Origin of the sequence: Aestuariibaculum sp. M13 (assembly GCF_024723255.1) — a bacterium.
GTDB classification, from domain to species: Bacteria; Bacteroidota; Bacteroidia; order Flavobacteriales; family Flavobacteriaceae; genus Aestuariibaculum; species Aestuariibaculum lutulentum.
Map to the genome: position 1 here is coordinate 394,065 of NZ_JANIAC010000001.1, position 26,789 is coordinate 420,853.

The following is a 26,789-nucleotide window of genomic DNA, read 5'->3' on the forward strand; positions in this document are numbered from 1 at the left end:
GCCTACTGAACTATAAAATAAGGATTCAACAAATTGGATTTATTGTACGTTAAAGGTTTATCCTGATCTATCTGCGATACCTCTAATCCCACGGCAAGACACAAGGCATGCCCGGCGGCCGTATCCCACTCCATGGTGGGTGCAAATCGCGGATACATATCGGCAGACCCTTCGGCCATTAAACAGAATTTTAAAGAACTGCCTTTTGAGACCAGCTCCACGTCATAACCTTCTTGCTTGAGTTCCTTAATAAACACATCGGTATCCGGACTCTGATGGGATTTACTGGCCACAATACGCAGCGTGGAACTTATATTCCATTCCGGACTAATGGAAACTGAGGTGTTTAAAAGATCTTCACTAAAGGCATGATTAGGAATGTTACACTTATATGCCTTTTCAGTTTTTACCTCAGCATAATACAAGGTTTCTGTAACCGGCACATAAATAACACCCAACACAGGCTTCCCTTTTTCTATGAGAGCAATATTCACCGTAAACTCCCCATTACGTTTTACAAACTCCTTGGTACCATCCAACGGATCGACCATCCAGCAAGTGTCCCAATCTTTACGGACCGCATAATCTATTTGCTTATTTTCCTCACTAATCACGGGAATAGCGGTATCTGTTAAATAAGAATTAATAACTGCATTGGCGCGCTCATCAGCCACTGTTAGAGGTGAGTCATCTTCTTTAAGTTGTACCTCAAAGTCTCCCGAATATACCTGCATGATTTCGGCTCCTGCTGCAACGGCTGCTTTTATGGCTATTAATAGTAGTTTGTTCATTATAATTTTATATTTTATTCCCTACCTGAGCGTAGGATGCTGAACTGAATTCAGCATGACAGAATAACTTCATCCTGTCATTCCGAACTTGTTTCGGAATCTCACTGTCAACAACTTCTCACAACGGACAACGGAGAACTAACAACCACTAACCTTTAAACCGCTTCTTCAACTTCCCAAACCAACCTGGCTTCTTAGAACTCTCTCCATGATACCCGTTACCATAAGCACCGTAACCGTAGCCGTACCCATAGCCATATTTAGACTTCTGATCATAGAAATTATACAATAGACTGATATTTTTTACTTCACCCTTTTTATACCTATCGTTAATTAATTGAAGCATATCTTTCTTGGTATAATCCTGACGAATCACATAGAGGGTCGCATCCACATAAGGCGTTAATTCCAGAGCATCAGACACCAGTCCTACCGGAGGCGTATCCAGTATAATATAATCGTACTGTGATTTTAAATCGGTAATTAAATCATGCATATAATCCCCGATCAATAATTCCGACGGATTTGGAGGCACTGGCCCCGAGGTAATAACATCCAGGTTTTCTATACTGGTGTGCTGGACGATATCCATCAAAGTTGCCTGACCAATTAAATAATTAACCGCTCCTGTAGTATTCTCTATTCCAAAGTCATCAAAGATTTTAGGCTTACGTAAGTCTAACCCCACCAGAACGGTTTTCTTACCACTTAAAGCAAATACCGAAGCAATATTAATAGAACAAAAGGTTTTTCCTTCACCACTTACAGAAGATGTGAGCATAACGGTTTTAGACCCTGATACCTCCTGGCGTTTATAAATAAACTGCAAACTGGTACGAATGGACCTGAAAGCCTCAGCCACAGCAGAATTCGATTTCTTTAATACCACCAGATTGCTATCGGCATTACTCCAACCTACGACACCTAAAAGAGGCATCTTGGTTAACGGTTCCAGATCTACAGGATTATGAATTTTTCTATCAAAAAAAGTTACAATAAAAGCAACTAGTAAAATTGGGATAAACGCAGCGATTATAGCAAACACATAGCGGATACTTAAATTTGTAACTCGCGGCCCCTGCCCAATGTCTTTAGCTGGCTCTATAATAATAATATCGGAAATATTAGAGGCTTTTACGAGGTCAGCTTCTCCTCGTTTGGCTAAATATAAATTATAGGTATTCTGACTTAGCAAATACTCACGCTCAATTCCCTGTAGTTTTTGTTGGTTTTCAGGCATGACTGAAAACTCTCGCTCTAAATTGGCGATGTTTCTGTTTATGGTTTGAATCTGAAATCTAATATTCGCCTTATTGGACGATACACTCTCATAAATCACCTGCTTAAGCCCTTCAATTTGTCTGTTTAAATCATCAAAAACTGCGGCATCATTTCGCACCGAATACTCCAGTTTAGACTTTTCTCCCGACAATTGGATGATTTGAGAAATAGCCTTAGTAATATTCCCATCATCAATCCCCTGAACCGCTGGTGCCGGAAAGTTAGTAAAGTCTTTACTGGTCTCTAAATAGCTCTTTAATAAATCATAATACAACACAGACTCTTCTAAAGTCAGTTTTTGATTCTCATAATCTTGTATTTTATTAACAAGCAAATTACTTTCACTACTTATGTCATAAATATTATTTTTTTTCTTAAATGTATTTAGAGAATCTACTTTTTTAGTTAACTCAGCTTTTACTCGTTCCAGTTGCTTATCAATAAAATTAATGGTATTAATGGCATACTGGTTTTTACGCTGTAATAAATCACGATCCAAAATGGCGATACTGGCATTAAGATAATCAACTATTTTTGCTTTGTTCCTATAGGTTAAACGAAGGGTTAACAGTGGAGTGCCACCTTCATTAACAACAGAAAAACGGTTAACAAATTGCGATACTGTGGTATTATAATTGGTATATTCAATATAAAACTCCTTCCCGGACAAGTTAAGGGACTTCTCATTTTTAACAATGCGCCCTTTAAGGACATCAAGATTGATATAATCATTAAAAGAATAGGTTTGTTCTAATTGACTATTAACAACAGAAATAGTCTTAATATCTTTTGTTTTAAAGTTCTGAACTGCAACAGACTTAACTTCACCAAAATCGTAAGACAAGGTAAATTGCTCATCATCAATAAAAGTAATTTTAATAGGATGACCAATAACCTGAAACGCATCAGAATCTCCTTCTAAAATAAAAGGCACAGCCTTATAAATATCAGTCATATGAAATCGCCCCTGTTGTAAATAACTCAGACACAAATCCAGACTATCCACCACCTTTTCATGATGCTTTCTGGATTTTAGATTGAGTAATACATCCTGTATCTTACCGGAAATACCTCCATAATTAAAAATTAAGCTCGTATTGGAAGTAAATAATGGATTTTTATCATCCTGAACAGATATAGAGGCACCTAAAGTATACGGAAACTCCTTCCTTATATTTTGTTGATATACCACATAAAGCCCGACAATTAATGCCAGTAATAACCACTTCCAGTAACTTAAAGCCCGTAATAAAAAAGCCTTAAAATCGAAATTCAAAGTATACTGTGGGGATGTATAATCGTCTTCCATAGCTTATAGACTCTTTATAATAAAATAAGTACTCACCAATACTGAAAACACACTTACAATAGTTGTTAGATTTTGTACGGCTGTTTGACCGCCTCCTAAAGCCTTACGTTTTAAAGGCTTCACCAGAATCATGTCGTTTGGTTGAATATAATAGAACTCCGACTTCATCGCGTTGATATCAGTTAAATCAATATGATGAATCTTTTGTCCTTGCGGATACTGCCTAATAATCATCACATCCTTCCGGTCCCCTGTTAGCTTAATGTCACCTGCATTGGCAATCGCCTCAAGTATATTCACCCGGTCTCTGTAAATAACACGCGTTCCGGCATTTATTTCCCCCAAGGTGGTATATTTTAATCCAGCTAACTTAACAGTTACAAAAATCTGAGCAGTTTCCTTGAAATATTGCGCTAAAAGCTCCTTTTTTACCATAGCTTCAATTTCCTCTACGGTATACCCCAATACATTTAACTCCCCAAGTATGGGAAACTCGATATTTCCATGTAAATCTACTGTAAACCCAGAAAAGTAAAGCCCCTGTTCAGCCCCTCTTCCTGAATTGTTTGAAGAAGACGTTGTGGGGTTAAAAATCTCTACTAGCTCTTTATCTAAGGCCTTCACATCAATACTTAATATATCATTAACCTGAATGCGGTAAGGTTTCGACAAGGCTTGAATTTGAAGCGAATCGCTTGCCGTCACATTCCCTTTATCCTGTAAATACACCACATCCTTATTGGTAATACATGAGCTGCACAATACAGTCATAACAAGGCAGAAGATACCGAACAATTGTTTTATCATATGGAGCTTAGCTTTATCACAAATATAACTTTTAAGAGGGAAGTATAAAATATATACCCGTATTTTTGGTTTTTTATACGTTATTTGCAAAAAATTATAACTTTTGAATTACTTAACTGTCGAAAATATATCGAAATCCTACGGCGAACTTTCACTGTTCCAGGACATTTCATTTAGCATCCACAAAGACCAGAAAATAGCCTTTGTTGCTAAAAACGGAACGGGAAAAACCTCCATTTTACGTATCATTTCCGGTGAAGACACCCCGGACTCTGGTCAGGTGATTTACCGAAAAGATATTACGGTGTCCTTCTTATCTCAGGATCCGCATTTTAACCCGGACCTTACTGTAGAAGAAACCATATTTGCCAGCGATAACGATATTTTAAAAGTTATAGGGAATTACGAAAAGGCACTGGAAAATCCAGAAGATGCCGATGCTTACCAGAAAGCCTTCGAGCAAATGGAACTGCATCAGGCCTGGGACTTCGAAACCCAGTACAAGCAGATTCTTTTTAAATTGAAGCTGGACAACTTACATCAGAAAGTGGGTTCGCTTTCCGGAGGTCAAAAAAAACGTCTGGCGCTGGCCAATGCCCTGATCAACAAACCGGATTTATTGATTCTCGATGAGCCTACCAACCATCTGGATCTGGAAATGATTGAGTGGCTGGAAGCCTTCTTTGCCAAGGAAAATATTACCCTGTTTATGGTAACGCACGACCGCTACTTTTTAGAGCGGGTATGTAACGAAATTATCGAACTGGATGAGGGGCAATTATACAGTTATAAAGGAAATTATTCCTATTACTTAGAGAAGCGTGAAGCCCGTATTGAACAATTCGAAACTGAAACCGGTAAAGCCAAACAACTTTTTAAAAAGGAACTGGAGTGGATGCGTCGCCAACCAAAAGCACGTACCACCAAATCGAAATCGCGCATCGACGATTTTAGCGATATCAAGCACCGGGCACATCAACGTCGTAAAGACCACCAGGTGCAACTGGAATTGAATATGGAACGTCTGGGCAGTAAGATTCTGGAGTTCCACAAAGTCTCGAAAGCCTTTAAGGAGAAAATCATTTTAGATAAGTTCGACTATACGTTCCAAAAAGGAGAACGTGTTGGGATTATTGGTAAAAACGGAACCGGAAAAACGTCCTTCCTGAACATTCTTACCCAAACTGCAGAGCCCGATGGAGGAAAAGTGATTTTAGGTGAAACCGTGAAGTTTGGTTACTACACCCAGAATGGTATTGAAATAAAACCTGAGCAAAAAGTTATTGATGTCATCCGCGAGTTTGGCGATTACATCCCTTTAAAAAAAGGAAGACAAATTAGTGCGCAACAACTTCTGGAACGTTTTTTATTCAGCAGAAAAAAACAATACGACTTTGTTGAGAAACTAAGTGGCGGGGAACGTAAACGTTTATATTTATGTACCGTTCTTATTCAGAATCCTAACTTTTTAATTCTCGATGAGCCTACCAACGATTTAGATATCGTAACCCTTAATGTACTGGAAAGCTTCCTAATGGACTTCCCGGGTTGTATTATCGTGGTGTCTCACGACCGTTACTTTATGGACAAGGTTGTAGACCACCTTTTAGTCTTTAAGGGTGACGGTGAGATTGAAGATTTCCCTGGAAACTACACCGATTACCGTGTGTATGAAGACAGTCAGCCTGCCGAGCCAACGGTTACCGAAGACAAAAAGGAAAAGAAATCCTGGAAGCAGAATGAAGCGAATAAGCTGAGTTATAATGAAGAAAAGGAGCTTAAAAACATTGAAAGTAAACTGAATTCCTTAGCTTACGATAAAAAAGAAATGGAAGCTAAATTCAATAATCCGGATTTAACTCAAGATGAAATTAATGAGCTGTCTTTAAAACTTCAGGATATTATTGATGCCATTGAAGCCAAAGAAGAACGCTGGTTTGAGTTATCGTCTAAACTGGAAGAGTAGTGTGATCTAGTAAAATTGTCAGGGTGATCGCAGTCGAACCCAATTTAAAAAAAATATTAAGATTAATTTTATACGTTTGTGTAGATCATTAAACTTCACCCGTTATGAAATGTTTCTTTGTCTATATTCTTAAATGTAGTGACGATACATACTATACAGGAATAACTAATAATTTAGAAAAAAGATTTTCTGAACATCAATCGGGTCTCAAAAAAAATGCCTACACGTATAATAGAAGGCCAATATCTTTAGAATTCCAACAAAATTTCAATCACCCCGAACAGGCGATTGCTTTTGAAAAGAAAATAAAAAAGTAGAGCAGAGCAAAAAAAGAAGCTTTAATTAATGGTGACTATAATATGCTGCAAATTCTATCGGAATGTAGAAATGCTACTCACCATAAATACAAATAAAACAAAAAAGCTTCGACTGCGCTCAGCTTGACCGTAAAATTTCACTTAACTGATTTCTGAATCGTCTATTTTGAATAAGTATCATACCTTATGAAATACCAAGTTTCACAATACCTGAAATTCTTAATCCGCTCCAGCAATCAACATGGAGTGCACTCCCCTTTTGTATACAATTTAGTTACTAAATGCTTTTACGACCGTAAAACCTACCCGGCATACAAGGCTATTACAGCTTACAAAAAAGCATTAACGAACAACAAAGAAATCATCACCATCACAGATTTAGGAGCTGGTTCCCTTACTAGCAATCAAAATACCAGGCCCATTCGGTCGATTGCCAAACATGCCGGAACCTCATTAAAGCGTGCTAAATTATTATACCGCTTAGTGAATTATCTGGAATGCCAGCTGGTATTAGAATTAGGAACCTCTTTAGGTATAGGAACTCATGCCATGGCATTAGGCAAAAACTCAAAGATTTCGACCGTTGAAGGTTGCCCGAATATTTATAATTTCACTAAGGAAAACCTGAAAAGTTTAACGAATACCACACTAATACATTCCGACTTTAGTTCGGCTATTGAAAACCTAAAATCAAATGCCTACGATCTGGTGTTCTTTGATGGTCATCACACAAAACAGGCGACTTTAGCTTATTTTGAAGCTTTATTAAACAGTACACATAACGACTCGGTGTTTATTTTTGACGACATTTACTGGTCTGAAGACATGACTGAAGCCTGGGAAACCATTAAACAGCATCCTAAAGTAAAAGTGACTATCGACACCTTTTACTGGGGATTGGTATTCTTTAGAAAAGAACAGGAAAAGGAACATTTTACTATTCGTCTGTAGCGCGCAATCTCAAAATTTCGCACGAATTCTTTTTAAGGTTTAATTTATTACTTATAACTTCGTAATATGCTTTAAAGCTTAAATAAACTTATGAAAATTTACACCAAAACCGGAGATAAAGGCTCTACTGCACTGTTTGGAGGTACTCGCGTACCTAAACACCATATAAGAATTGAAAGCTACGGCACTGTCGATGAATTAAATTCACATCTTGGTCTCATCAGAGACCAGAATATTAATGCAGATTATAAAGAAACCTTAATTCATATTCAGGACCGCTTATTTACCGTTGGCGCTATTATGGCTACCGACCCAGAGAAGGTGGTGCTAAAAAATGGTAAAGAGCGTTTAAATATTCCTAAGATCTCTGAAGAAAACATCACGCGTTTGGAACATGAAATGGATACTATGGATGCCGCTTTACCTCCTATGACACACTTTGTACTTCCAGGCGGTCACCAAACCGTGTCATTCTGTCACATAGCACGCTGTGTATGCCGTAGAGCCGAGCGTTTAGCGACTGCCCTTAATGACATCGAACCCGTTGACACGAACTGTTTAATCTACTTAAACCGCCTATCTGACTATCTTTTTGTGTTGGCACGGAAGTTGTCCTACGACCTGCAAGCCTATGAAATTAAATGGATTCCCGAAAAACAATCCTAAATATTTTCAATAAGCGAAAAGAAAAATCAAATTATTAATTTTTAGTAACGCAACTATTAATTTCTAAGTTTTTCCTGTAAAAAAATACGTTCTTTTAAATTACCGTTAAATAAATGATTTTTTTCTTGCATGTTTAACTCAAAAATTTATTTTTGCACAAAATTAAAACACATTTAACATGTATTGGACTTTAGAATTAGCAAATTATTTGAGCGATGCTCCTTGGCCAGCAACAAAAGATGAGTTGATCGATTATGCTATTAGAACTGGTGCACCTTTAGAAGTTGTTGAGAATTTGCAGTCTATTGAAGACGAAGGAGACGCTTACGATTCGATAGAGGAAATTTGGTCAGACTATCCCTCAGATGAAGATTACCTCTGGAACGAGGACGAATATTAATATAAAGTATAAGGAAAAGTTAAAAAGTCTCGATTCGAGGCTTTTTTTTGTTCCTAACCTTTATAAAAACACATTACAAACTGTATCTTTGAAGCAATTCACTAAATACAGTTAACTAACTGAAACACCTCCAGGCAAGCCCTGGAATTAAATAACATATAAACACATGAGTTTTTTAAATTCTGTACTTAAGGTATTTGTTGGCGACAAATCGAAACAAGATGTTAAAGCCATCACACCTATAGTTAATAAAATTAAATCCTTCGAAGCCTCTTTAGAAGGACTTTCACACGATGCTTTACGTGCTAAAACAACCGAATTTAAAGGTCTTATTGCTGAAGCGATTAAACCTCTAAATGATAAAATAAACGGACTTCTTGAAGAAGCTGAAAATACCGATGATATCGATCGTCGTGAAGATATCTACGCCGATATCGATAAACTAAAAGATGAAGTTTACGAAAAAACCGAAGCGGTTTTAAACGACATCTTACCTGAAGCTTTTGCCGTTGTTAAAGAAACAGCCAAGCGTTTTGCCAACAACACGTCAATTACCGTTACGGCTAGTGCTTTCGACAGAGAATTATCGGGATCTAAAGATTATGTAACCCTTGAAGGCGAACAAGCCACATGGGCGAACTCCTGGGATGCTGCCGGAAAAGCCATCACCTGGGATATGATTCACTACGATGTACAGCTTATTGGTGGTGTGGCGATGCACCAGGGTAAAATTGCAGAAATGCAAACAGGTGAAGGTAAAACTTTGGTTGCTACATTACCGGTTTACCTAAATGCTTTAGCTGGTCAAGGGGTGCACTTAGTAACCGTAAACGACTACTTAGCAAAACGTGATAGCGCCTGGATGGCACCTTTATTTCAGTTCCATGGTTTAACCGTAGATTGTATTGATCATCATCAGCCAAACTCTGAAGGTCGAAGAAATGCTTATAATGCCGATATCACTTACGGAACTAATAACGAATTTGGTTTCGATTACCTACGTGATAACATGGCACACTCGCCAAACGATTTAGTACAGCGTCCGCACCACTATGCGATTGTCGATGAGGTCGATTCTGTATTAGTCGATGACGCACGTACGCCGTTAATCATCTCCGGTCCTATTCCGCAAGGTGAACGTCATGAGTTTATTGAATTAAAACCAAAAGTTGATAACATTGTATCGGTTCAACGCAAATATTTAACCGGTGTTTTAGCTGAAGCTAAAAAGCTTATTAAAGAAGGTGACACCAAAGAAGGTGGATTCCAACTATTACGTGTTTATCGCGGTATGCCTAAAAACAAAGCACTTATTAAATTCTTAAGTGAGGAAGGTGTAAAACAACTTTTACAAAAAACTGAAAACTTCTACATGCAGGACAATAACCGCGAGATGCCTAAGGTTGACGCCGAGTTGTACTATGTTATTGAAGAAAAAAATAATCAGGTAGAATTAACCGACAAAGGGGTTGATTTCCTATCCGGAGCAGACAATCCAAACTTCTTCATCTTACCTGAAATAGGATTAGAAATTGCTAAAATCGAGCAGCAAAACCTATCTAAAGAAGAAGAAGCGGCATTAAAAGAAGAGCTTTATAAAGATTTTGGTGTAAAATCTGAACGTATTCACACTTTAAATCAGTTATTAAAAGCTTACGCACTGTTTGAAAAAGACATTCAGTATGTTGTTATGGACAACAAAGTTATGATTGTCGATGAGCAAACTGGTCGTATTATGGATGGTCGTCGTTATTCAGACGGCTTACATCAAGCGATTGAAGCTAAAGAAAACGTAAAAATTGAAGATGCGACGCAAACCTTCGCAACGGTAACCCTTCAAAATTACTTTAGAATGTACCGTAAACTTTCTGGTATGACGGGTACAGCGGTTACTGAAGCTGGTGAGTTTTGGGAAATCTACGAATTAGATGTTGTTGAAATTCCAACTAACCGCCCAATTGCTCGTGATGACCGAGATGATTTAGTTTACAAAACAAAACGTGAAAAATACAACGCCGTTATTGATGAAGTTGTAAAACTTTCCGAAGCTGGCAGACCAGTATTAATTGGTACCACTTCGGTTGAGATTAGTGAATTACTTGGTAAAATGCTTAGTATTCGCAAAATATCTCACAACGTCTTAAATGCGAAACAACATAAACGCGAGGCCGACATTGTTGCCGAAGCAGGTCGCCCAGGTCAGGTTACCATTGCTACCAATATGGCAGGTCGTGGTACCGATATTAAATTAACCGACGAGGTTAAGAAAGCCGGTGGTTTAGCCATTATTGGTACTGAGCGTCACGATTCACGTCGTGTCGACCGTCAGTTACGTGGTCGTGCTGGTCGTCAGGGAGATCCGGGAAGTTCTCAATTCTACGTATCGCTTGAAGACAATTTAATGCGTTTATTTGGTAGTGAGCGTATTGCCAAAATGATGGACAGAATGGGTCTTAAAGAAGGTGAAGTGATTCAGCATTCTATGATCTCTAAATCTATCGAGCGTGCTCAGAAAAAAGTAGAAGAAAACAACTTTGGTGTTCGTAAGCGTTTATTAGAATATGATGACGTGATGAACGCACAGCGTGAAGTGGTTTACAAACGTCGTCACCACGCTTTATTTGGAGAGCGTTTACGTGTAGACTTAGCGAATATGATATTCGATACTGCTGAAGGTATTTCTGAAGGAAACAAAGGTGCTAACGATTTTAAAAATTTCGAGTTTGAATTGATTCGTTATTTCTCTTTAACATCTCCAATTACTGAAGATGAATTTGGTAAACTTTCTGCTCAGGAAATCACTTCTAAAGTATATCGTGCTGCATTTGATCACTACAAAGAAAAAATGGCTCGTAACGCTGAAATCGCCTTCCCTGTGATTAAAAATGTTTACGAAAACCAGCGTGACCGTTTCAAGCGTATCGTGGTGCCATTTACTGATGGTATTAAGAGTTTAAATGTGGTTACCGATCTTGAAAAAGCTTACGAAACCAACGGTAAACAATTAATTACCGATTTCGAAAAGAACATTACCTTGGCAATTATTGACGACTCATGGAAAACCCATTTACGTAAAATGGATGAGTTGAAACAATCGGTACAGTTAGCCGTTCACGAGCAAAAAGATCCGTTATTAATTTACAAGTTTGAAGCGTTTGAGTTATTCAAAGCCATGATTGACCAAGTGAATAAAGATGTCATCTCCTTCTTATTTAAAGGTGAATTACCTCAGGAAACTCAGGAAACCATTCAGGAAGCCAGAGAACGCAGACAGGAAAAATTAAACATCGAAAAAGAGGAAATTCCTAATTTAGATGAGCGTTCTGCTCAAAACAGAGCTGTAGCAAACACCCAACAGCAGCGACCTCAAGTCACTGAAACTATTGTACGCGACCATGCAAAAATTGGTCGTAACGATCATGTGACTATTAAAAATGTTATGAACGGTGAAAGCAAATCTGTAAAATACAAACAAGCCGAACCTTTATTAGCTAAAGGTGAATGGGTTCTTGTTGAAGATTAATATTACACCTATAAAACAGAGATAAAAATAAAAAATCCGACATGTTTGTCGGATTTTTTTTTATATTCCATTTGATTAATCCTAAAATATCATGAACAATAACAACGGATTTAGAGTATCTTTAAATGATGAATTACTAACCAATGCCGGACTTGAAGACCAAAATTTTATCATTTCCTGTATTTTAAATTCTTTCAAAAGAGAGCTAAGTCCTGAAACAGGTTTGGATCTTAGTGTATCTGGATTAGATTCTGAAAGTCATCAACATGTTAAATGGATTGACACCCCTTTAAAATTAGGAGATAAAATTACCATTGAAGTCATTAATGAGAACTTTGAACCTCCTGCTATAATTTCAGAATCCAAATCTGAGGAAGAGATTTTAAAAGGAAAATTAAGAGCTTACCACAAACTCAAAGCAGAGCTAAAAGATTATATTTAATAAAGTCCCAACAATTGATTAGGGTCCGGGCAGTTGGTCATATAAAAGTCTAAATCCCTTATATTAGAAACACCTGGATAATCACCTTCAGATCCTTGCAAATCTTTTATAATCTGAAAGTGCAAATGCGGCGGATAATCGCCGTTAACTTTTGGTTCACCTAAAGCGGCAATACATTCGCCTTGTTTTACTTTTTCACCCTCTTTTAAATTCTCTATCGATTCCAAACTTAAATGTCCGTAAAGGGTATAAAATTCAATACCGGCAACCTGATGTTTTAAAATAATGGTCGGACCATAATCGCCAAAATTGGTATTATTTTTAAAACTATGCACTTCTCCATCTAGAGCTGCCTGAACAGCTGTTCCGGCTGAACACCATAAATCAATCCCCAAATGGATGTTGCGCTCTGTAAGGTTATCTTCCTGATTAAAATGCAAACTACGTTTGTAAATGTTTCTAGGCTCCAAATAGCCACCAAAAGCCACATCGGCCTTATTAGATGTCAGATACGACTCAATATATTGACTGAATTTTTCAGAAGAAGACACATCCACTTGATCTAAAACAGTATTGGTTTCAGATAAGTCTATAGCCACATAGTTTTCACCAGTATTTGGAATATCTAAAACACTTATTGGTTTTATTATTGAAGTATTCAGCGTTTCTGAGAATAATTTCATATTCCTTGATGTCAAAATTTAATAATCTAAATTAGAAAATCTAAACAAAGAAATGGTTTAGATATGTTCATTTTGTCTTGACACAAAAACGAACCAAAAAAGTCAAGACTATTTTAGGTCATTGCTTCGCACCGATCGTTCTGATGATTGCCTACACTTAACTTCTCTTCACAATTCTCCTTCAATCCTAAATTTTGCCTCCCATAAGAAATAAAAACGACCTATGACTGAAAATAGCCTGTAGCTCACTCATGTGTTTTGACAAAAAAGATAGAAAAACTAATAACGGTTAAAGAAAAAAGAAACTCAAAAAAGTATAAACCTCTATACAATCTCTAATTACTCGGAATCACTTGAATTGACGCCATTTCTAATTTTCTTAAATTCTAATGTATCTAACTGCCTGATTAAACCACTTCAGCGTATAAATCGAAATCGGCAGCATCAGTTACTTTTACAGTAGCAAATTCACCAGTTTTTAAGTATGTCGTGCTGGCATCGATTAACACTTCGTTATCTACATCCGGAGAATCGAATTCCGTACGACCTACAAAGTAGTTTCCTTCTTTTCTATCGATAACCACTTTAAATTCCTGACCGATTTTCTCCTGATTTAATTCCCAAGAAATCTGCGACTGGATTTCCATAATTTCGTTGGCACGCTCTTGTTTTACTTCTTCCGGAACATCGTCCTCTAAAGTATACGCATGCGTATTTTCCTCATGACTATACGTAAAACAACCTAAACGCTCAAAACGCATCTCTTTCACCCAGTCTCTAAGAGTTTCATAATCTTCCTGAGTTTCTCCCGGATATCCCACGATTAACGTGGTACGAATGGTCATGTTTGGTACAGCTGCTCTAAAGTCTTTCAGTAACTTCGTGGTTTTTTCTTTGGTTGTACCACGACGCATACTCTTTAAAATAGCATCTGAAATGTGTTGCAACGGAATATCTAAATAATTACAGATTTTTGGCTCACGATTCATCACCTCCAACACGTCCATTGGGAAACCTGTAGGGAATGCATAATGCAAACGAATCCATTCGATACCTTCAACTTTCACTAAAGCTTCAAGTAATTCTGCCAGATTACGTTTTTTGTATAAATCAAGTCCGTAATAGGTTAAATCCTGAGCGATAAGTATTAACTCCTTAACACCATTAGCTGCTAATTTTTCAGCTTCAATAACCAAATCTTCAATAGGCGTGCTTTTGTGCTTACCACGCATTAATGGAATGGCACAGAAGCTACACGGACGGTCGCAACCTTCGGCTATTTTTAAATACGCATAATTTTTAGGTGTTGTCGTTAAACGCTCACCTATTAATTCGTGTTTATAATCGGCACCTAAAGCTTTTAATAATCCTGGTAATTCAGTGGTTCCGAAATACTGATCGACATTCGGAATTTCCTTTTCTAAATCCGGCTTATAGCGTTCACTTAAACATCCTGTAACAAAGACTTTATCAACTTCGCCATCCTCCTTCTTCTGCATGTACTCTAAAATAGTATTCACGCTTTCTTCTTTGGCATTGTTAATAAATCCACAGGTATTAATCACAACAATATTACCTTCTTCTTCATGAACAACATCCTTACCACTGGCTTTCAGTTGCCCCATTAAAACTTCGCTGTCGTAAACATTTTTACTACAACCTAAGGTTACTACATTAATCCTGTTCTTTTTAAGTGATTTTGTACGCATAATTTTTATTAAATCAGGGCGCAAAGATACATAATCATAGTCGATTTTTATGCCTAGATTTTGTTTTTAGTGCGATTAACTCCTGATATTAAGAAACCTTTAGTATATTTAACTACCTTAACCTAAAACACTGATTATGAAAAAGCTGCCCTACTTAATCATAATATTATTTTTCCTTCTCTTTAATTGTTCTAAAGATGAATCCGTTAAGGATGATCAAACCGAAGATGTTAGCCTTTATTTTCCACCAATAAATTCTGATACATGGGAAACCATATCTGTTACTGATGCTAACTGGAATACTTCGGAAGTACAACCCCTACTCGATTTCCTTGCCGAAAAAAACACCAAGAGTTTTATCATGTTACAAAACGGTAAAATTGTTGTGGAAACCTATTTTAATGATCATAATGCAACAAAACCCTGGTATTGGGCCAGTGCCGGAAAAACCCTAACCTCTGCTGTTACCGGTATTGCTGAAGCTGAAGGCTATATAAACATTAACAACAAAGTATCGGACTATATAGGAACAGGATGGACCAGCACGACTTTAGAACAGGAAAACCTGATTACCTGCAAACACCTGTTAACCATGACTTCAGGTATAGACGATAGTTACGGTGATGATGTTTCTCCTGAAAACCTATTTTACAAGGCTGATGCCGGGACGCGTTGGGCCTATCATAATGTTTATGTCAAATTACAAGATGTTGTAGCTGAAACAACAAATGATACCTGGAGTAATTACTTCAGCACAAAGCTAAGAGATAAAATTGGTATGTCTGGTACGTGGTTAAATCTTGACAACTTAAGTGTGTACTACAGTAACACGAGAAGTATGGCTCGTTTTGGCTTATTAGCTTACAATAGAGGCAAATGGAACGATACTCAAATTATACCTGAATCCTATTTTGATGATGCCATTAAAACCTCACAATCAATTAATGAAGCTTATGGTTATTTATGGTGGTTAAATGGAAAATCAAGTTATCATTTACCACAAACTCAGTTACAATTTAGTGGCTCTCTAATTCCGAATGCTCCAAATGACATGTATGCCGCTCTTGGAAAAAACGATCAGAAAATTTATGTCGTACCCAGTAAGAAACTTGTAGTGATTAGAATGGGTGATGCTGCCGATGCTGACAATTTTGCTCTATCTAATTTTGATAATGAGTTGTGGGCTAAAATAAATGAAGTGATTAATTAATTACGTTCTTCAAAAGGAACGATAATTCCCTTTTCTAAATAATTTTTCAATCCGTTTAATAACATCGCCCAGCAAAACGAAGAATACTTGAAATGATCATTTGCCTCCGGCCAGTTCACATGGCTAAACTTTAGCATGGTTCCTTCTTTATATGGTTCCAATTCGAATTGAAAGGTGGTAGGATTCCAATCTTTATCAGACACCGTCATTTTAAAAGCAATGATACTGTCAGGCTCAATTTTCGAAACCTTACAAAACCAATTATACTCCTCTGTAAAATTCAGATTATATTCTGCTTCAAGCTCCGGAGTTCCTGTACTTTTTAGTGACCACCAGTTATCGAGATGTTCTGGCTTTGACACCGCATCAAAAACCTCCTTTTGAGACGCATTAATTATCAGGTTATGGTAAATATTAAAACTCATACCTAAATTTACTAAATATCTACAAAAAAAGGTAGTTAATTTAAAATCAACTACCTTTTATATCATTTATACGTTTGTGATTATTTAAAGAATGAATCTACAAACTCGTATTTATTAAATACCTGTAAATCTTCGATTCCTTCTCCTACACCGATATACTTTACCGGAATTTTAAACTGATCGCTAATCCCAATAACAACACCACCCTTGGCTGTTCCGTCTAACTTAGTTACGGCTAATGATGTTACTTCGGTTGCTGCCGTGAACTGTTTTGCCTGTTCGAAAGCATTCTGCCCCGTAGAACCATCTAACACCAACAAGACATCGTGAGGTGCATCGGCAACTACTTTTTGCATGACACGCTTCACCTTGGTTAGCTCATTCATTAAGTTAACTTTATTATGTAAACGACCGGCAGTATCGATAATTACCACATCTGCATTTTGCGACACCGCACTTTTTAAGGTATCGAAAGCCACTGAAGCCGGATCGCTTCCCATAGCTTGTTTTACTAATGGCACATCTACACGATCGGCCCAAACCTGAAGCTGATCGATAGCTGCAGCTCTAAAGGTATCGGCTGCTCCTAAAACAACATTCAACCCTTTTTTCTTGAATTGATATGCTAACTTACCAATGGTTGTTGTTTTTCCAACGCCATTAACCCCTACAACCATTAAAACATACGGTGTTTTTGTTCCGTCTGCCTGAGGTGCTAATGCAGGAATCGTATATTCGGTTTCTTCTCCTGTATTTGTTTCACTTAATAACCCAGCTATTTCTTCACGTAAAATCTGATTGAGCTCTTCAGTACCTAAATATTTATCTTTAGATACACGTTCTTCTATACGCTCAATAACTTTTAATGTGGTATTAACACCAACATCACTACTAACCAATACTTCCTCCAGGTTATCTAAAACTTCATCATCTACCTTAGATTTTCCTGCTACGGCTTTACTTAACTTACCAAAAAAACTGGTTTTTGATTTTTCTAACCCCTTATCAAGAGTTTCCTTTTTTTCTGAAGAAAATATTTTTTTAAAAAAGCTCATTGTTCACTTTTATTGGTTGGTTACTATGTTAAGCGTCTTAAAACCCTGGTTGGTTAAAAAACGACTACAACACTATTGTCAAATTCCCTACCACAATTATTTTCAAAAATTATGGCAGAAACCTGTCAAATATAAATATAAAAAAGCTGCTTTCGAAATGAAAGCAGCTTTGTATATCTCAAAAAAGTTTGTTTTTACTTTTGTTTAAAGTAATCATCAACTACTTCAGGAGCCATGATAGACTCAACAAACATATAAGCACCAGTTTTTGGTGACTTTACCATTTTAATCGCTTTTGTTAATCTTTTAGAAGACGTTTGTAACGATGCTACTGTTTTCTTTGCCATGACTAATAATTATTTTATTTCTTTGTGAACAGTCATACGCTTAAGGATAGGATTAAATTTTTTAATCTCCATTCTGTCTGGCGTATTCTTTTTATTTTTTGTAGTGATGTATCTTGAAGTTCCTGGTTGTCCAGACTCTTTGTGCTCAGTACACTCTAAAATTACCTGTATTCTATTACCTTTCTTTGCCATTTTTCTATCGTATTAAATGTGGCTATTATTTTAAAAATCCTTTAGACTTTGCCTCTTTTAACGCTGCAGAAATACCAATTTTATTGATAGTTTTTAATGCAGATGTAGAAACCTTTAAAGTTATCCAGTTGTCTTCTTCTGGAATGTAAAAACGTTTCTTTACTAAATTCGCATTAAATTTGCGTTTAGTTTTATTCATAGCATGAGACACGTTGTTTCCAACCATTGCCTTCTTTCCTGTTAGTTCACAAACTCTTGACATTATTATATAACTTTAAATTTTCTTTATTGTTTAAAATCGAGGTGCAAATATACAAATTCTTTCATTTGTAACAACTTAAATTTCATCAATTTTTAAAAATTTCTTTTAAAAGCATTTCCAAGGCCTTATTTACTGCTTTATCAATCACTTTCACACGCTGATTTCCAAGCATAAATTTTTCTGAATAGACCCCATTTTTTGTAGCAATGGCAATATGAACCGTACCAATTTCGGCATCAGAATCGCCTTTACTTGGTCCGGCATTACCTGTCGTGGCTACGGCAAAGTCTGATTGAAATAAATCTAAAGCATTTTTAGCCATCGCTTCAACAACAGCTTTGCTAACCACCGAATGCTCTTCAACAAGTTCTTTTGAAATTCCTAAAATATTGATTTTCGATTGTGTAGAATACGTTACAACACCTCCCTTAAAATAAGCTGATGCCCCCGGGTGTGATGTGAATTGCTCGGCAATTTTTCCTCCTGTACAACTTTCGGCCATAGCCAGGGTCTTCCCTATTTTGGTCAATCTGTTAGCGATTACCACTTCAACAGAACCCTCTTCATCCTCTAATCCGAAAAACTCGTCTTTAATTAAAGGAATAACTTTCGCGATTTCGGCATCTACATTTTTACGCAACTCGGTTTCATCAAATCCTTTCGCGGATAGGCGCAAACGCATTTTACCCAAACTTGGCAAATACGCCAGTTTAATATATTTAGGCAAAGCATCTTCCCAGGCCTCAATACGTTCGGCAAGGGCGCTTTCACCTAAGCCATAAACCAATAAAGTTTTGTGTAAAATAAAAGGACAATTGTATTTGCCTTTAACTTTTGGAATGACTTCGTTTTCAACCAAAGCCTGCATCTCATGTGGTACACCCGGAAGCGAAATAAAGGTCTTATCTCCTTTTTCCATCCACATACCTGGTGCCGTTCCTAAACGGTTCATAAGTACTTTAGATTTCGAAGGCACTAAAGCCTGATCTTTATTTACCTGAAGTAAAAGTCCGCTTACGTGTCCACTCCAAATAGTCTCTATATTTTTTAGAACAGCTTCGTTCCTCACTAAAGTATCACCAAAATACTCGGCTATCGTTTTTTTAGTAATATCGTCTTTCGTTGGTCCTAAACCTCCGGTAAGAATAACGACATCGACATGTTTTTCAGCATCTTCAAGCGCCTTTAATATATGATCCTTATCATCCTGAACCGAGGTTATCTGATACACCGAAACCCCAATTTTATTGAGCTGCTTTGCAATAAATGCAGAATTGGTATCAATAACTTGACCAATTAGAAGTTCGTCTCCTATGGTGATGATTTCGGCTAACATGTAATTCTCTATATATTAAAGTCTGATTTTATTTCAGCTACGGCATTATCGACAGCTGCTATTACTATTTCCAGTTGATTGGTTATATCTAAATCTGTTTTTGTAAACTTCCCCCAGTCCTGTACTTCTATCAACGTTTCTAAAACCCCTAATTCGAATAAATCTATTGTAGGTTTCATTTTATGTGCCGCCTGATAGGCTTCATTATAATCTTTTTCGGCAACGGCCTTTTTTAAACGCTCGGCATCTTCCGGCACTTCTTCTAAAAACGCCTCAGCCAAAGTTTTTATGAAATCTTCGTCGTTATCTGCTAATTCGCGTACTCTTTCTAATTTGTAATGCTGTTCCATTTATTTAACTGTTATTGAAAACATTTCTTTTTCTCCTATATAGCCCTTGAGCTTATCGTTTGCATTCACTTTTTCAACGCCAGATGGAGTTCCCGTAAATATAATATCTCCAATCTTTAAAGTGAAATATTTAGAAACATATTCTATTAATTCATCAATTTTCCAAAGCATGTGGCTGGTATTTCCTAATTGCACAATTTTTTCGTTCTTTTTTAACGAAAATTCAACGGCATTAATATCCTCGAAATCAGATACCGGTAACCACTCACCTATTACTGCTGCTCCATCAAAAGATTTTGCTTTTTCCCAAGGTAGGCCTTTAGCTTTTAATTCGCTTTGCAGATCGCGTGCCGTGAAGTCAATACCCAAGCCAATCTCACTATAATATTTATGCGCAAACTTTCTGTCGATATGCTTACCAATGCGATTGATTTTAACAAGGATCTCAACTTCGTGGTGTACATCGTTTGAAAAATCTGGAATAAAAAACGGTTGTTTCTTTAACAATACCGAGGTGTCAGGTTTCAAAAAAACCACCGGATCGGTTGGTTTTTCATTTTGCAACTCGTTAATATGTTCGGTATAATTTCTACCGATGCAAATAATCTTCATAATTAAAACAGATTGAAATAGAGATTACCCAAGTTTATTATTTAAGCTTCTTAGCTTAATGGATGTTAATACTTTTTTAGTGTAAAGCGGAAAATCGGCATTAAGCAACCATCCAAAATAGCCTGGTTCAGCCTCTAAAATTTCGGTTACTAATTTCCCTTTATGTTTTCCAAAAGAGAAACATTCTTCTCCATTTTTATTATAAGCTATGAATCCTGCAAAATCTGCAAACTGTTTTCTTGAACTAAATTCTGCCAAAAACTTGGTGTCGTTTTCTAAATCGTCGTACTTGGCGATCTGCGCTTTCAGCACTTCGTAAGTCGCCAAAGTATCGGCCTCTGCCGTATGTGCATCTTCTAGATTTTTATCGCAGTAAAACTTATAAGCAGCACTTAAGGTACGTTGTTCCATTTTGTGAAAAATGGTTTGGACATCTACCGCCAATCTGTTTTTCATATCGAAATCTACCTCAGCACGCAGCATTTCTTCAGCTAACAAGGGAATGTCAAATCGATTACTGTTAAATCCGCCTAAATCGGAATCCTTTATCAGGTTATAAACTTCTTTAGCAACTTCCTTAAACGTTGGTTTATCGGCTACATCTTCATCTGAAATACCATGAATGGCCGTTACTTCTTTAGGAATTGGAATGGTTGGATTGACCAACCAACGCTTACTTTCTTCCTTTCCGTTAGGATGTACTTTTAAAATGGCAATTTCAACAATTCTGTCGGTTGTAATGTTTACACCTGTTGTTTCTAGATCGAAAAAACAAATGGGCTTATTTAAATTAAGTTGCATTCTATAATTTTTACTCATTAAATGAGAATAGATTCCTTCGAAACCTGATTCGAATCATCAATCTCTTATCTCTTCCCTCTATTTGAAAAAGGAAACAATTACTTTGCGGTAAAGATACTAAATTGAGTAAGCGTAAAAAACAAAACCAACCCTTTTATAGGTTGGTTTCGATATAATTTGATTTTAATTTTTCTTTAGATTTCTCTGTTCATATCCCAAGCTTCAAGATAATCTTTAACCGCTTTTACAAACTCTCCTCCTAAAGCACCATTAACTACACGGTGATCGTACGAGTGCGATAAGAACATTTTATAACGGATACCGATAAAATCTCCATCAGGCGTTTCAATAACCGCAGGCACTTTTCTAATCGCTCCAAGCGCTAAAATACCTACTTGTGGCTGATTGATAATTGGCGTTCCCATGATACTGCCAAAGGTTCCCACATTAGTAACTGTATACGTTCCACCCTGAATATCGTCTGGCTTTAACTGATTTGCTCTAGCACGTTTTGCTAAATCGTTAACCTGCTTTGTCATACCAACCAAGTTTAACTGATCGGCATTTTTAATAACCGGAACAATTAAATTTCCATCAGGTAAAGACGCTGCCATACCTAGGTTGATATTCTTTTTCTTTACAATGGTATCGCCTTGCACAGAAATATTCATTAGCGGATAATCGCGTAAAGCCTTAGCAATCGCTTCCATGAAGATCGGTGTAAAAGTCAGATTTTCTCCTTCACGTTTCATGAAGTTATCTTTAACTTTCTTTCTCCAGTTCCAGATATTTGTTACATCAGCCTCAATAAAACTTTGCACGTGAGCCGAAGTCTGTACCGACTCCACCATGTGATGCGCAATGATTTTACCCATACGCGTCATTTCAATAATCTCGTCACCATCGCTACTGATTACAGGAGCCGGTGCCGCTTTTGGTTTTTCCGGAGCTTTTGGTTCGGCTACAGGTTTAATTTCAACTTTTGGTGCTACAACTGTACCGTTTTCTTTATTGGCGATATAGTCTAAAATATCGTTTTTAGTTACTCTTCCTTCTTTCCCTGTTCCAATAATAGCATCTAACTCTTCCTGAGCAATACCTTCTTCTTTTGCGATATTCTTAACTAACGGTGAATAAAATCTATCTTCAGTTGAAGCTACAGCAACAGGTGCCAAAGTTTCCTTTACTTTCTTTATAGACTCAACAACTTCCTCTACCGCAACAGTTTCTTCATCATTAGACTCAACAACTGAAGTTTCAGTCGCCTCTTTCTCAATAACTCCTTCTCCTTCTGTTTCTATAATTGCGACAACCTGTCCTACCTGAACCACATCGTCAACATCGAAACACTTTTCGATAAGCACCCCTTCTACTTCACTTGGCACTTCACTATCTACTTTATCTGTTGCAATTTCTAAGACGGTTTCATCCAGTTCAATCGTATCTCCTACTTCTTTTAACCAAGATGTAATGGTTGCCTCTGCAACACTTTCTCCCATTTTTGGTAACTTAAGTTCGAATTTTGCCATATCAATAAAGTAATACTTAGTTTTTAATTTGCGCTTGCAAAATTACTTAAAAATCATCAATTCCTTTAAATAATTTTCAATTAAAACTAAGTTAAATTTATAATTTCACCTCTACAGATGGCATTATCACTTCCTATAATATAGGCACTGTCTTTAGGTAAGATTTTGTAAGTAACCGATTTATAAGCCTTTTTCTTCTCAATGGCTGTTATAATTTCTTTATAAGACCAGGTATTTCCATCAAATATAATTTCGGTGGTATCCTGAATACTTTCCAAACAATTTTTCAGAACAACTTCTTTTGGCAATACCGCCTTTAAACTGTCGTTCATTTGAGATGACATGAAGGCGTACTCATTAACCTGTTTTGCCTTACTTACTGGCGCTTTATTTATTAGATAAGCCATTTTAACCGCAGACCAAACCGTGAAATCACAAAGTAAATTCTTTTTAAAATGCTTCTGATAGAAAATCTGCATCGCCCCATAAAAGCGTTTTACATAGTGTTTATCTCTTAGGGTACTTTCTCCTTTATAATGTAAAACGGTAGTTTCCCCAAAATAATAATTAGAATATCCTGCTTTATAAATACTGTATGACAAATCGATATCTTCACCATACATAAAATACTCCTCATCGAACGCGCCAACCTCAAAAAAAACATCTTTCTTCATCAACATAAAGGCTCCTACTAATATTTTAGCTTTTCCTATTGCATTTTCATCAATATGATTGGCATAATACAATTCAGGTTTGCCAAGCATTTTTTTGAAAGCCACCTTTACATAAGGCACATTACGTTTACTTTCCGGTAAAAACTCACCGCTTCCGTTAATCAATTTACAACCAACAATACCTAAATCGGTGGTATTATCTGCAAAATTTAATAGCTTGATAAAAGTATCTTCAGCAACTACTGTGTCGGGATTTAATATACATATGTATTCTCCTTTTGCCTGAGCAACACCTATATTATTTCCTTTGGAGAATCCGTAATTTTCTTTATTTTCTATAAGTTTTACTTCCGGAAATAACTCTTTAACCATTTTACAACTATCATCTTCAGAATCATTATCAACAACGATGATTTCTGCGTCAACATCTGTGATAGCAGCCTGAACACTTTTTAAGCAGAGCTCTAAAAAGTAGCGTACGTTATAATTTAAAATGACTATTGAGAGTTTCAAAGGATGATTGATACAGCTTTTGGGAGGTTGCAATTTATTTGGTTTTTGTTAGCTATTAAGATTTTAAAGATGATTCGAAAGGAACTCGATTCACAATACTCCGACCTAAGGTAATTTCATCAGCATACTCTAATTCGTCGCCAACAGAAATACCACGGGCAATTGTAGAGGTGTAAATATTATATTCCTGTATCTGTTTATAGATATAAAAATTAGTGGTGTCGCCTTCCATAGTAGAACTTAACGCAAAAATGAGCTCCTTTATTTTACCTTCCTGAACTTTTTTTATTAAAGGCTGAATATTAAGATCATGAGGTCCCACCCCATCCATTGGAGAAATTTTACCACCAAGCACATGGTACAAGCCTTTAAATGAACTTGTATTTTCAATAGCCATCACGTCTCTAATATCTTCAACAACACAAACAACCGATTCATCTCGGTTTGGATTTGAGCATATTTCACACAATTCCACATCACTAATATTATTACAGGACTTGCAAAACTTGATATCGTTTCGCATTGTCTGTAAAGCCGCTACAAGCATTGACGTTTGTTCTTTGGGCTGCTTTAACATATGGAGCACCAAACGCAAGGCCGTTCGTTTACCAATACCTGGTAACTGAGACATTTCATTAACTGCGCGTTCTAATAATTTTGATGAGAATTCCATGCCGTGAATTTAATATTTTTTAAACATCTTAATTAATAAGTATTAAATTAATAAAACTATATGAATTCCTAAGACTGAAAAGTAATTTTGTATTTTGGTCGCTAAAACAAATTTAAATGTCGGCAACTCAAATCTTAATCTTAATTGCAGTTTATTTTAGTGTTTTAATTTTAATCTCCTATTTCACAGGAAAGGAAGACTCTAACGATGCCTTTTTTAAGGCCAACAAATCTGCTCCATGGTATTTGGTTGCTTTTGGGATGATTGGCGCTTCGCTTTCGGGTGTAACCTTCATTTCTGTTCCTGGAGCCGTTGAAACCAAACAATTTGGGTATTTACAGGTTGTTTTCGGATATTTCTTTGGCTATCTGGCTATTGCCTATGTGTTGCTTCCTATTTATTATAAACTTAACTTAACCTCTATTTATACGTATTTAAGAGACCGTTTTGGAAACACCAGTTATAAAACAGGATCGGTTGCATTTTTAATTTCCAGAATCGTTGGGGCTTCATTCCGATTGTTTTTAGTTGCTAAAGTTTTACAGCTTTTGGTATTCGACCAATACGGCATTCCTTTTTCGATTACTGTAATTATTACTGTATTACTTATTTGGCTTTATACCTTTAAAGGCGGCATAAAAACCATCATTTTTACCGATACGCTTCAAACCTTATTCATGCTCATATCGGTTGTGGTTACCATTTTCTTTTTAGCTAATGCTTTAGAACTTCATAGTATTTCAGATGTGTACAACAATGTAACATCGAATGCTATGAGTAAAGTCTTCTTTTTTGATGATGTTAACGATGCACAGTATTTTATAAAAAGCTTTTTATCTGGTATGTTTATCACCATTACCATGACCGGACTAGATCAGGATATGATGCAGAAAAATTTAACCTGCCGAAATATAAAGGAAGCTCAAAAAAATATGCTTTCATTTAGTGTGGTTTTAATTTTTGTAAATATCCTATTCCTGGTTTTAGGACTTTTGCTAACGCAATATGCCATTCAAAATAATATTACAGCAAGAAAGGACGATTTATTTCCGACCATTGCCATGTTACCAGACATCGGCTTCGCCACTTCAGCCTTTTTTATCCTAGGTTTAATTGCGGCGGCTTACAGTAGTGCAGACTCTGCCTTAACCTCTTTAACAACATCGTTTTGTATAGATATTATTGAATTAGATAAAAAACCTGAAGCCAACAGAAAACGTATTAGAAAGCAAGCTCATGCCTTTATTAGTGCACTTCTTGTTGTTGTCATTATTATTTTCGATGCTTTATTTAAAGACGTTTCCGTGATTTGGGAACTGTTTAAAGCTGCAGGCTATACTTACGGACCATTACTTGGTTTGTTCGCTTTCGGTATTTTCACCAAAGAAAATCTAAAAGACAAGTACGTTTGGATTATCGCTTTGGTAGCTCCAATATTCTCTTATTTCATCAATGAATATTCCGTTGAATTGCTTAACGGCTACCAAATTGGGTTTGAAATATTAATCATTAACGGACTACTTACCTTTTTAGGTTTAATACTGATTCGTAGAAAGCAGCACTAACGAACAGGCCGTTTCAAAATAAATATTATTCTCCTTTAAAATCACAAATAACTCCGGATTTTCTGTTCCTGGGTTAAATATTACGCGCTGTGGTTTTAACGAAACAATATAATCATAATAGGGTATCTGATTCTTCGGATTTAAATATAAGGTCACGGTATGAATACCTTCATAAGGTAATTGGGCAGTATCAATTTTAACTCCTGCGACCTCACCTTTAAGGTTTCCAATAGCCACGACTTCAAAATTCTCTTCCACTAATTTGTGAATTGCATAATTAGAATATCTACCGGGTTTTAAGGAAGCGCCAAGCACAAGTGTTTTCTTATTCATATGTTAAAAACTGTTAATACTTTTTAAATATAGTAACAGATTTTGAATTGGAGCGTCTTAATTATAC

The 26,789-nt window shown here is 36.5% G+C and carries 27 protein-coding genes; 9 read left to right on the plus strand and 18 right to left on the minus strand.

The features are described from left to right. Window positions 1–2: 2 nt before the first annotated feature. From cysQ to NO995_RS01660, 3 genes are all read right to left on the minus strand, one after another. On the minus strand, window positions 3–791 hold the full coding sequence (gene cysQ, locus NO995_RS01650) for a 3'(2'),5'-bisphosphate nucleotidase CysQ (protein WP_258226024.1): 789 nt from the start codon (window positions 789–791) through the stop codon (window positions 3–5). A gap of 148 nt (window positions 792–939) precedes the next feature. Continuing rightward, window positions 940–3,381: a polysaccharide biosynthesis tyrosine autokinase gene (locus NO995_RS01655; RefSeq protein WP_258226025.1), complete on the minus strand. Its 2,442-nt coding sequence runs from the start codon at window positions 3,379–3,381 to the stop codon at window positions 940–942. Window positions 3,382–3,384: 3 nt separating this feature from the next. Next, window positions 3,385–4,188, minus strand: a complete 804-nt coding sequence (locus NO995_RS01660; protein WP_258226026.1) for a polysaccharide biosynthesis/export family protein — start codon at window positions 4,186–4,188, stop codon at window positions 3,385–3,387. A 103-nt stretch (window positions 4,189–4,291) separates the two neighbouring features. Here NO995_RS01660 and NO995_RS01665 point away from each other — a divergent pair, with 103 nt between their 5' ends. The 7 genes from NO995_RS01665 (at window position 4,292) to NO995_RS01695 (ending at window position 12,453) form a co-directional block, all read left to right on the plus strand. After that, entirely contained in the window at window positions 4,292–6,154 is a 1,863-nt protein-coding gene (locus NO995_RS01665; protein WP_258226027.1) for an ABC-F family ATP-binding cassette domain-containing protein, read from the plus strand. 104 nt (window positions 6,155–6,258) lie between these two features. After that, window positions 6,259–6,471 (plus strand): GIY-YIG nuclease family protein, encoded by a 213-nt coding sequence (locus NO995_RS01670; protein ID WP_375141540.1) that lies wholly within the window; start codon window positions 6,259–6,261, stop codon window positions 6,469–6,471. Between the two features lie 186 nt (window positions 6,472–6,657). After that, on the plus strand, window positions 6,658–7,422 hold the full coding sequence (locus tag NO995_RS01675) for an O-methyltransferase (protein ID WP_258226028.1): 765 nt from the start codon (window positions 6,658–6,660) through the stop codon (window positions 7,420–7,422). A 90-nt stretch (window positions 7,423–7,512) separates the two neighbouring features. Beyond that, window positions 7,513–8,088, plus strand: a complete 576-nt coding sequence (locus tag NO995_RS01680; protein WP_258226029.1) for a cob(I)yrinic acid a,c-diamide adenosyltransferase — start codon at window positions 7,513–7,515, stop codon at window positions 8,086–8,088. Window positions 8,089–8,266: 178 nt separating this feature from the next. After that, entirely contained in the window at window positions 8,267–8,488 is a 222-nt protein-coding gene (locus NO995_RS01685) for a DUF2795 domain-containing protein (RefSeq protein ID WP_240571560.1), read from the plus strand. 166 nt (window positions 8,489–8,654) lie between these two features. After that, window positions 8,655–12,011, plus strand: a complete 3,357-nt coding sequence (gene secA, locus NO995_RS01690) for a preprotein translocase subunit SecA (protein WP_258226030.1) — start codon at window positions 8,655–8,657, stop codon at window positions 12,009–12,011. Window positions 12,012–12,102: 91 nt separating this feature from the next. Then, window positions 12,103–12,453 carry a hypothetical protein gene (locus tag NO995_RS01695; RefSeq protein ID WP_258226031.1) on the plus strand — a complete coding sequence of 117 codons (351 nt, stop codon included), beginning with the start codon at window positions 12,103–12,105 and terminating at the stop codon, window positions 12,451–12,453. Here the strand turns inward: NO995_RS01695 and NO995_RS01700 are convergent. Continuing rightward, window positions 12,450–13,136, minus strand: a complete 687-nt coding sequence (locus NO995_RS01700) for a peptidoglycan DD-metalloendopeptidase family protein (protein WP_258226032.1) — start codon at window positions 13,134–13,136, stop codon at window positions 12,450–12,452. The two genes, NO995_RS01695 and NO995_RS01700, sit on opposite strands and share 4 nt — an antisense overlap. Window positions 13,137–13,543: 407 nt before the next feature. Continuing rightward, window positions 13,544–14,845, minus strand: a complete 1,302-nt coding sequence (rimO, locus tag NO995_RS01705) for a 30S ribosomal protein S12 methylthiotransferase RimO (RefSeq protein WP_258226033.1) — start codon at window positions 14,843–14,845, stop codon at window positions 13,544–13,546. A 136-nt stretch (window positions 14,846–14,981) separates the two neighbouring features. Between rimO and NO995_RS01710 the strand changes: the two genes are divergently transcribed. Further along, entirely contained in the window at window positions 14,982–16,055 is a 1,074-nt protein-coding gene (locus NO995_RS01710) for a serine hydrolase (RefSeq protein ID WP_258226034.1), read from the plus strand. On the opposite strand, the gene NO995_RS01715 is transcribed toward NO995_RS01710, so the two are convergent. The 12 genes from NO995_RS01715 to recR all read right to left on the minus strand — a co-directional run bounded on the left by NO995_RS01715 (window position 16,052) and on the right by recR (window position 24,824). Further along, window positions 16,052–16,480, minus strand: a complete 429-nt coding sequence (locus tag NO995_RS01715; RefSeq protein ID WP_258226035.1) for an SRPBCC domain-containing protein — start codon at window positions 16,478–16,480, stop codon at window positions 16,052–16,054. The two genes, NO995_RS01710 and NO995_RS01715, sit on opposite strands and share 4 nt — an antisense overlap. 80 nt (window positions 16,481–16,560) lie before the next feature. Beyond that, a complete protein-coding gene (ftsY, locus tag NO995_RS01720; protein ID WP_240571569.1) occupies window positions 16,561–17,535 on the minus strand; it encodes a signal recognition particle-docking protein FtsY in 975 nt (324 codons plus the stop codon). A 194-nt stretch (window positions 17,536–17,729) separates the two neighbouring features. After that, entirely contained in the window at window positions 17,730–17,882 is a 153-nt protein-coding gene (locus NO995_RS01725; protein ID WP_240571570.1) for a DUF4295 domain-containing protein, read from the minus strand. Between the two features lie 9 nt (window positions 17,883–17,891). Further along, the gene (gene rpmG, locus NO995_RS01730; protein WP_007648529.1) at window positions 17,892–18,074 is read right to left on the minus strand and encodes a 50S ribosomal protein L33; all 183 of its coding nucleotides are present in this window, start codon (window positions 18,072–18,074) and stop codon (window positions 17,892–17,894) included. A 25-nt stretch (window positions 18,075–18,099) separates the two neighbouring features. Then, on the minus strand, window positions 18,100–18,336 hold the full coding sequence (gene rpmB / locus NO995_RS01735; RefSeq protein WP_188215045.1) for a 50S ribosomal protein L28: 237 nt from the start codon (window positions 18,334–18,336) through the stop codon (window positions 18,100–18,102). An 85-nt stretch (window positions 18,337–18,421) separates the two neighbouring features. Further along, window positions 18,422–19,672 (minus strand): competence/damage-inducible protein A, encoded by a 1,251-nt coding sequence (locus NO995_RS01740; protein ID WP_258226036.1) that lies wholly within the window; start codon window positions 19,670–19,672, stop codon window positions 18,422–18,424. An 8-nt stretch (window positions 19,673–19,680) separates the two neighbouring features. Then, entirely contained in the window at window positions 19,681–20,022 is a 342-nt protein-coding gene (locus NO995_RS01745) for an Hpt domain-containing protein (RefSeq protein WP_258226037.1), read from the minus strand. Beyond that, window positions 20,023–20,634: a fumarylacetoacetate hydrolase family protein gene (locus tag NO995_RS01750; RefSeq protein WP_258226038.1), complete on the minus strand. Its 612-nt coding sequence runs from the start codon at window positions 20,632–20,634 to the stop codon at window positions 20,023–20,025. A 24-nt stretch (window positions 20,635–20,658) separates the two neighbouring features. Then, the gene (locus tag NO995_RS01755; protein ID WP_258226039.1) at window positions 20,659–21,435 is read right to left on the minus strand and encodes a 3'-5' exonuclease; all 777 of its coding nucleotides are present in this window, start codon (window positions 21,433–21,435) and stop codon (window positions 20,659–20,661) included. 194 nt (window positions 21,436–21,629) lie between these two features. Beyond that, the gene (locus NO995_RS01760; RefSeq protein ID WP_258226040.1) at window positions 21,630–22,964 is read right to left on the minus strand and encodes a dihydrolipoamide acetyltransferase family protein; all 1,335 of its coding nucleotides are present in this window, start codon (window positions 22,962–22,964) and stop codon (window positions 21,630–21,632) included. Window positions 22,965–23,050: 86 nt separating this feature from the next. Beyond that, window positions 23,051–24,151 carry a glycosyltransferase family 2 protein gene (locus NO995_RS01765; protein WP_258226041.1) on the minus strand — a complete coding sequence of 367 codons (1,101 nt, stop codon included), beginning with the start codon at window positions 24,149–24,151 and terminating at the stop codon, window positions 23,051–23,053. A gap of 55 nt (window positions 24,152–24,206) precedes the next feature. Beyond that, a complete protein-coding gene (gene recR, locus NO995_RS01770) occupies window positions 24,207–24,824 on the minus strand; it encodes a recombination mediator RecR (RefSeq protein ID WP_240571578.1) in 618 nt (205 codons plus the stop codon). A gap of 116 nt (window positions 24,825–24,940) precedes the next feature. Between recR and NO995_RS01775 the strand changes: the two genes are divergently transcribed. After that, a complete protein-coding gene (locus NO995_RS01775; RefSeq protein ID WP_258226042.1) occupies window positions 24,941–26,389 on the plus strand; it encodes a sodium:solute symporter in 1,449 nt (482 codons plus the stop codon). Here the strand turns inward: NO995_RS01775 and NO995_RS01780 are convergent. After that, on the minus strand, window positions 26,360–26,722 hold the full coding sequence (locus NO995_RS01780; protein WP_258226043.1) for a CoA-binding protein: 363 nt from the start codon (window positions 26,720–26,722) through the stop codon (window positions 26,360–26,362). The genes NO995_RS01775 and NO995_RS01780 overlap by 30 nt on opposite strands. Window positions 26,723–26,789 lie beyond the last annotated feature (67 nt).

What these genes read in the sequence shown, in the direction of transcription:
- NO995_RS01680 (WP_258226029.1), top strand. Translation starts at nt 7,513, where the DNA reads ATGAAAATTTACACCAAAACCGGAGATAAAGGCTCTACTGCACTGTTT.
- NO995_RS01715 (WP_258226035.1), bottom strand. Translation starts at nt 16,480, where the DNA reads ATGAGTTTTAATATTTACCATAACCTGATAATTAATGCGTCTCAAAAG.
- NO995_RS01670 (WP_375141540.1), top strand. Translation starts at nt 6,259, where the DNA reads ATGAAATGTTTCTTTGTCTATATTCTTAAATGTAGTGACGATACATAC.
- rimO (WP_258226033.1), bottom strand. Translation starts at nt 14,845, where the DNA reads ATGCGTACAAAATCACTTAAAAAGAACAGGATTAATGTAGTAACCTTA.
- NO995_RS01745 (WP_258226037.1), bottom strand. Translation starts at nt 20,022, where the DNA reads ATGGAACAGCATTACAAATTAGAAAGAGTACGCGAATTAGCAGATAAC.
- rpmB (WP_188215045.1), bottom strand. Translation starts at nt 18,336, where the DNA reads ATGTCAAGAGTTTGTGAACTAACAGGAAAGAAGGCAATGGTTGGAAAC.
- NO995_RS01775 (WP_258226042.1), top strand. Translation starts at nt 24,941, where the DNA reads ATGTCGGCAACTCAAATCTTAATCTTAATTGCAGTTTATTTTAGTGTT.
- cysQ (WP_258226024.1), bottom strand. Translation starts at nt 791, where the DNA reads ATGAACAAACTACTATTAATAGCCATAAAAGCAGCCGTTGCAGCAGGA.
- NO995_RS01760 (WP_258226040.1), bottom strand. Translation starts at nt 22,964, where the DNA reads ATGGCAAAATTCGAACTTAAGTTACCAAAAATGGGAGAAAGTGTTGCA.
- NO995_RS01710 (WP_258226034.1), top strand. Translation starts at nt 14,982, where the DNA reads ATGAAAAAGCTGCCCTACTTAATCATAATATTATTTTTCCTTCTCTTT.
- NO995_RS01740 (WP_258226036.1), bottom strand. Translation starts at nt 19,672, where the DNA reads ATGTTAGCCGAAATCATCACCATAGGAGACGAACTTCTAATTGGTCAA.
- NO995_RS01780 (WP_258226043.1), bottom strand. Translation starts at nt 26,722, where the DNA reads ATGAATAAGAAAACACTTGTGCTTGGCGCTTCCTTAAAACCCGGTAGA.
- NO995_RS01755 (WP_258226039.1), bottom strand. Translation starts at nt 21,435, where the DNA reads ATGCAACTTAATTTAAATAAGCCCATTTGTTTTTTCGATCTAGAAACA.
- NO995_RS01655 (WP_258226025.1), bottom strand. Translation starts at nt 3,381, where the DNA reads ATGGAAGACGATTATACATCCCCACAGTATACTTTGAATTTCGATTTT.
- rpmG (WP_007648529.1), bottom strand. Translation starts at nt 18,074, where the DNA reads ATGGCAAAGAAAGGTAATAGAATACAGGTAATTTTAGAGTGTACTGAG.
- NO995_RS01660 (WP_258226026.1), bottom strand. Translation starts at nt 4,188, where the DNA reads ATGATAAAACAATTGTTCGGTATCTTCTGCCTTGTTATGACTGTATTG.
- NO995_RS01700 (WP_258226032.1), bottom strand. Translation starts at nt 13,136, where the DNA reads ATGAAATTATTCTCAGAAACGCTGAATACTTCAATAATAAAACCAATA.
- NO995_RS01675 (WP_258226028.1), top strand. Translation starts at nt 6,658, where the DNA reads ATGAAATACCAAGTTTCACAATACCTGAAATTCTTAATCCGCTCCAGC.
- NO995_RS01695 (WP_258226031.1), top strand. Translation starts at nt 12,103, where the DNA reads ATGAACAATAACAACGGATTTAGAGTATCTTTAAATGATGAATTACTA.
- recR (WP_240571578.1), bottom strand. Translation starts at nt 24,824, where the DNA reads ATGGAATTCTCATCAAAATTATTAGAACGCGCAGTTAATGAAATGTCT.
- ftsY (WP_240571569.1), bottom strand. Translation starts at nt 17,535, where the DNA reads ATGAGCTTTTTTAAAAAAATATTTTCTTCAGAAAAAAAGGAAACTCTT.
- NO995_RS01685 (WP_240571560.1), top strand. Translation starts at nt 8,267, where the DNA reads ATGTATTGGACTTTAGAATTAGCAAATTATTTGAGCGATGCTCCTTGG.
- NO995_RS01725 (WP_240571570.1), bottom strand. Translation starts at nt 17,882, where the DNA reads ATGGCAAAGAAAACAGTAGCATCGTTACAAACGTCTTCTAAAAGATTA.
- secA (WP_258226030.1), top strand. Translation starts at nt 8,655, where the DNA reads ATGAGTTTTTTAAATTCTGTACTTAAGGTATTTGTTGGCGACAAATCG.
- NO995_RS01750 (WP_258226038.1), bottom strand. Translation starts at nt 20,634, where the DNA reads ATGAAGATTATTTGCATCGGTAGAAATTATACCGAACATATTAACGAG.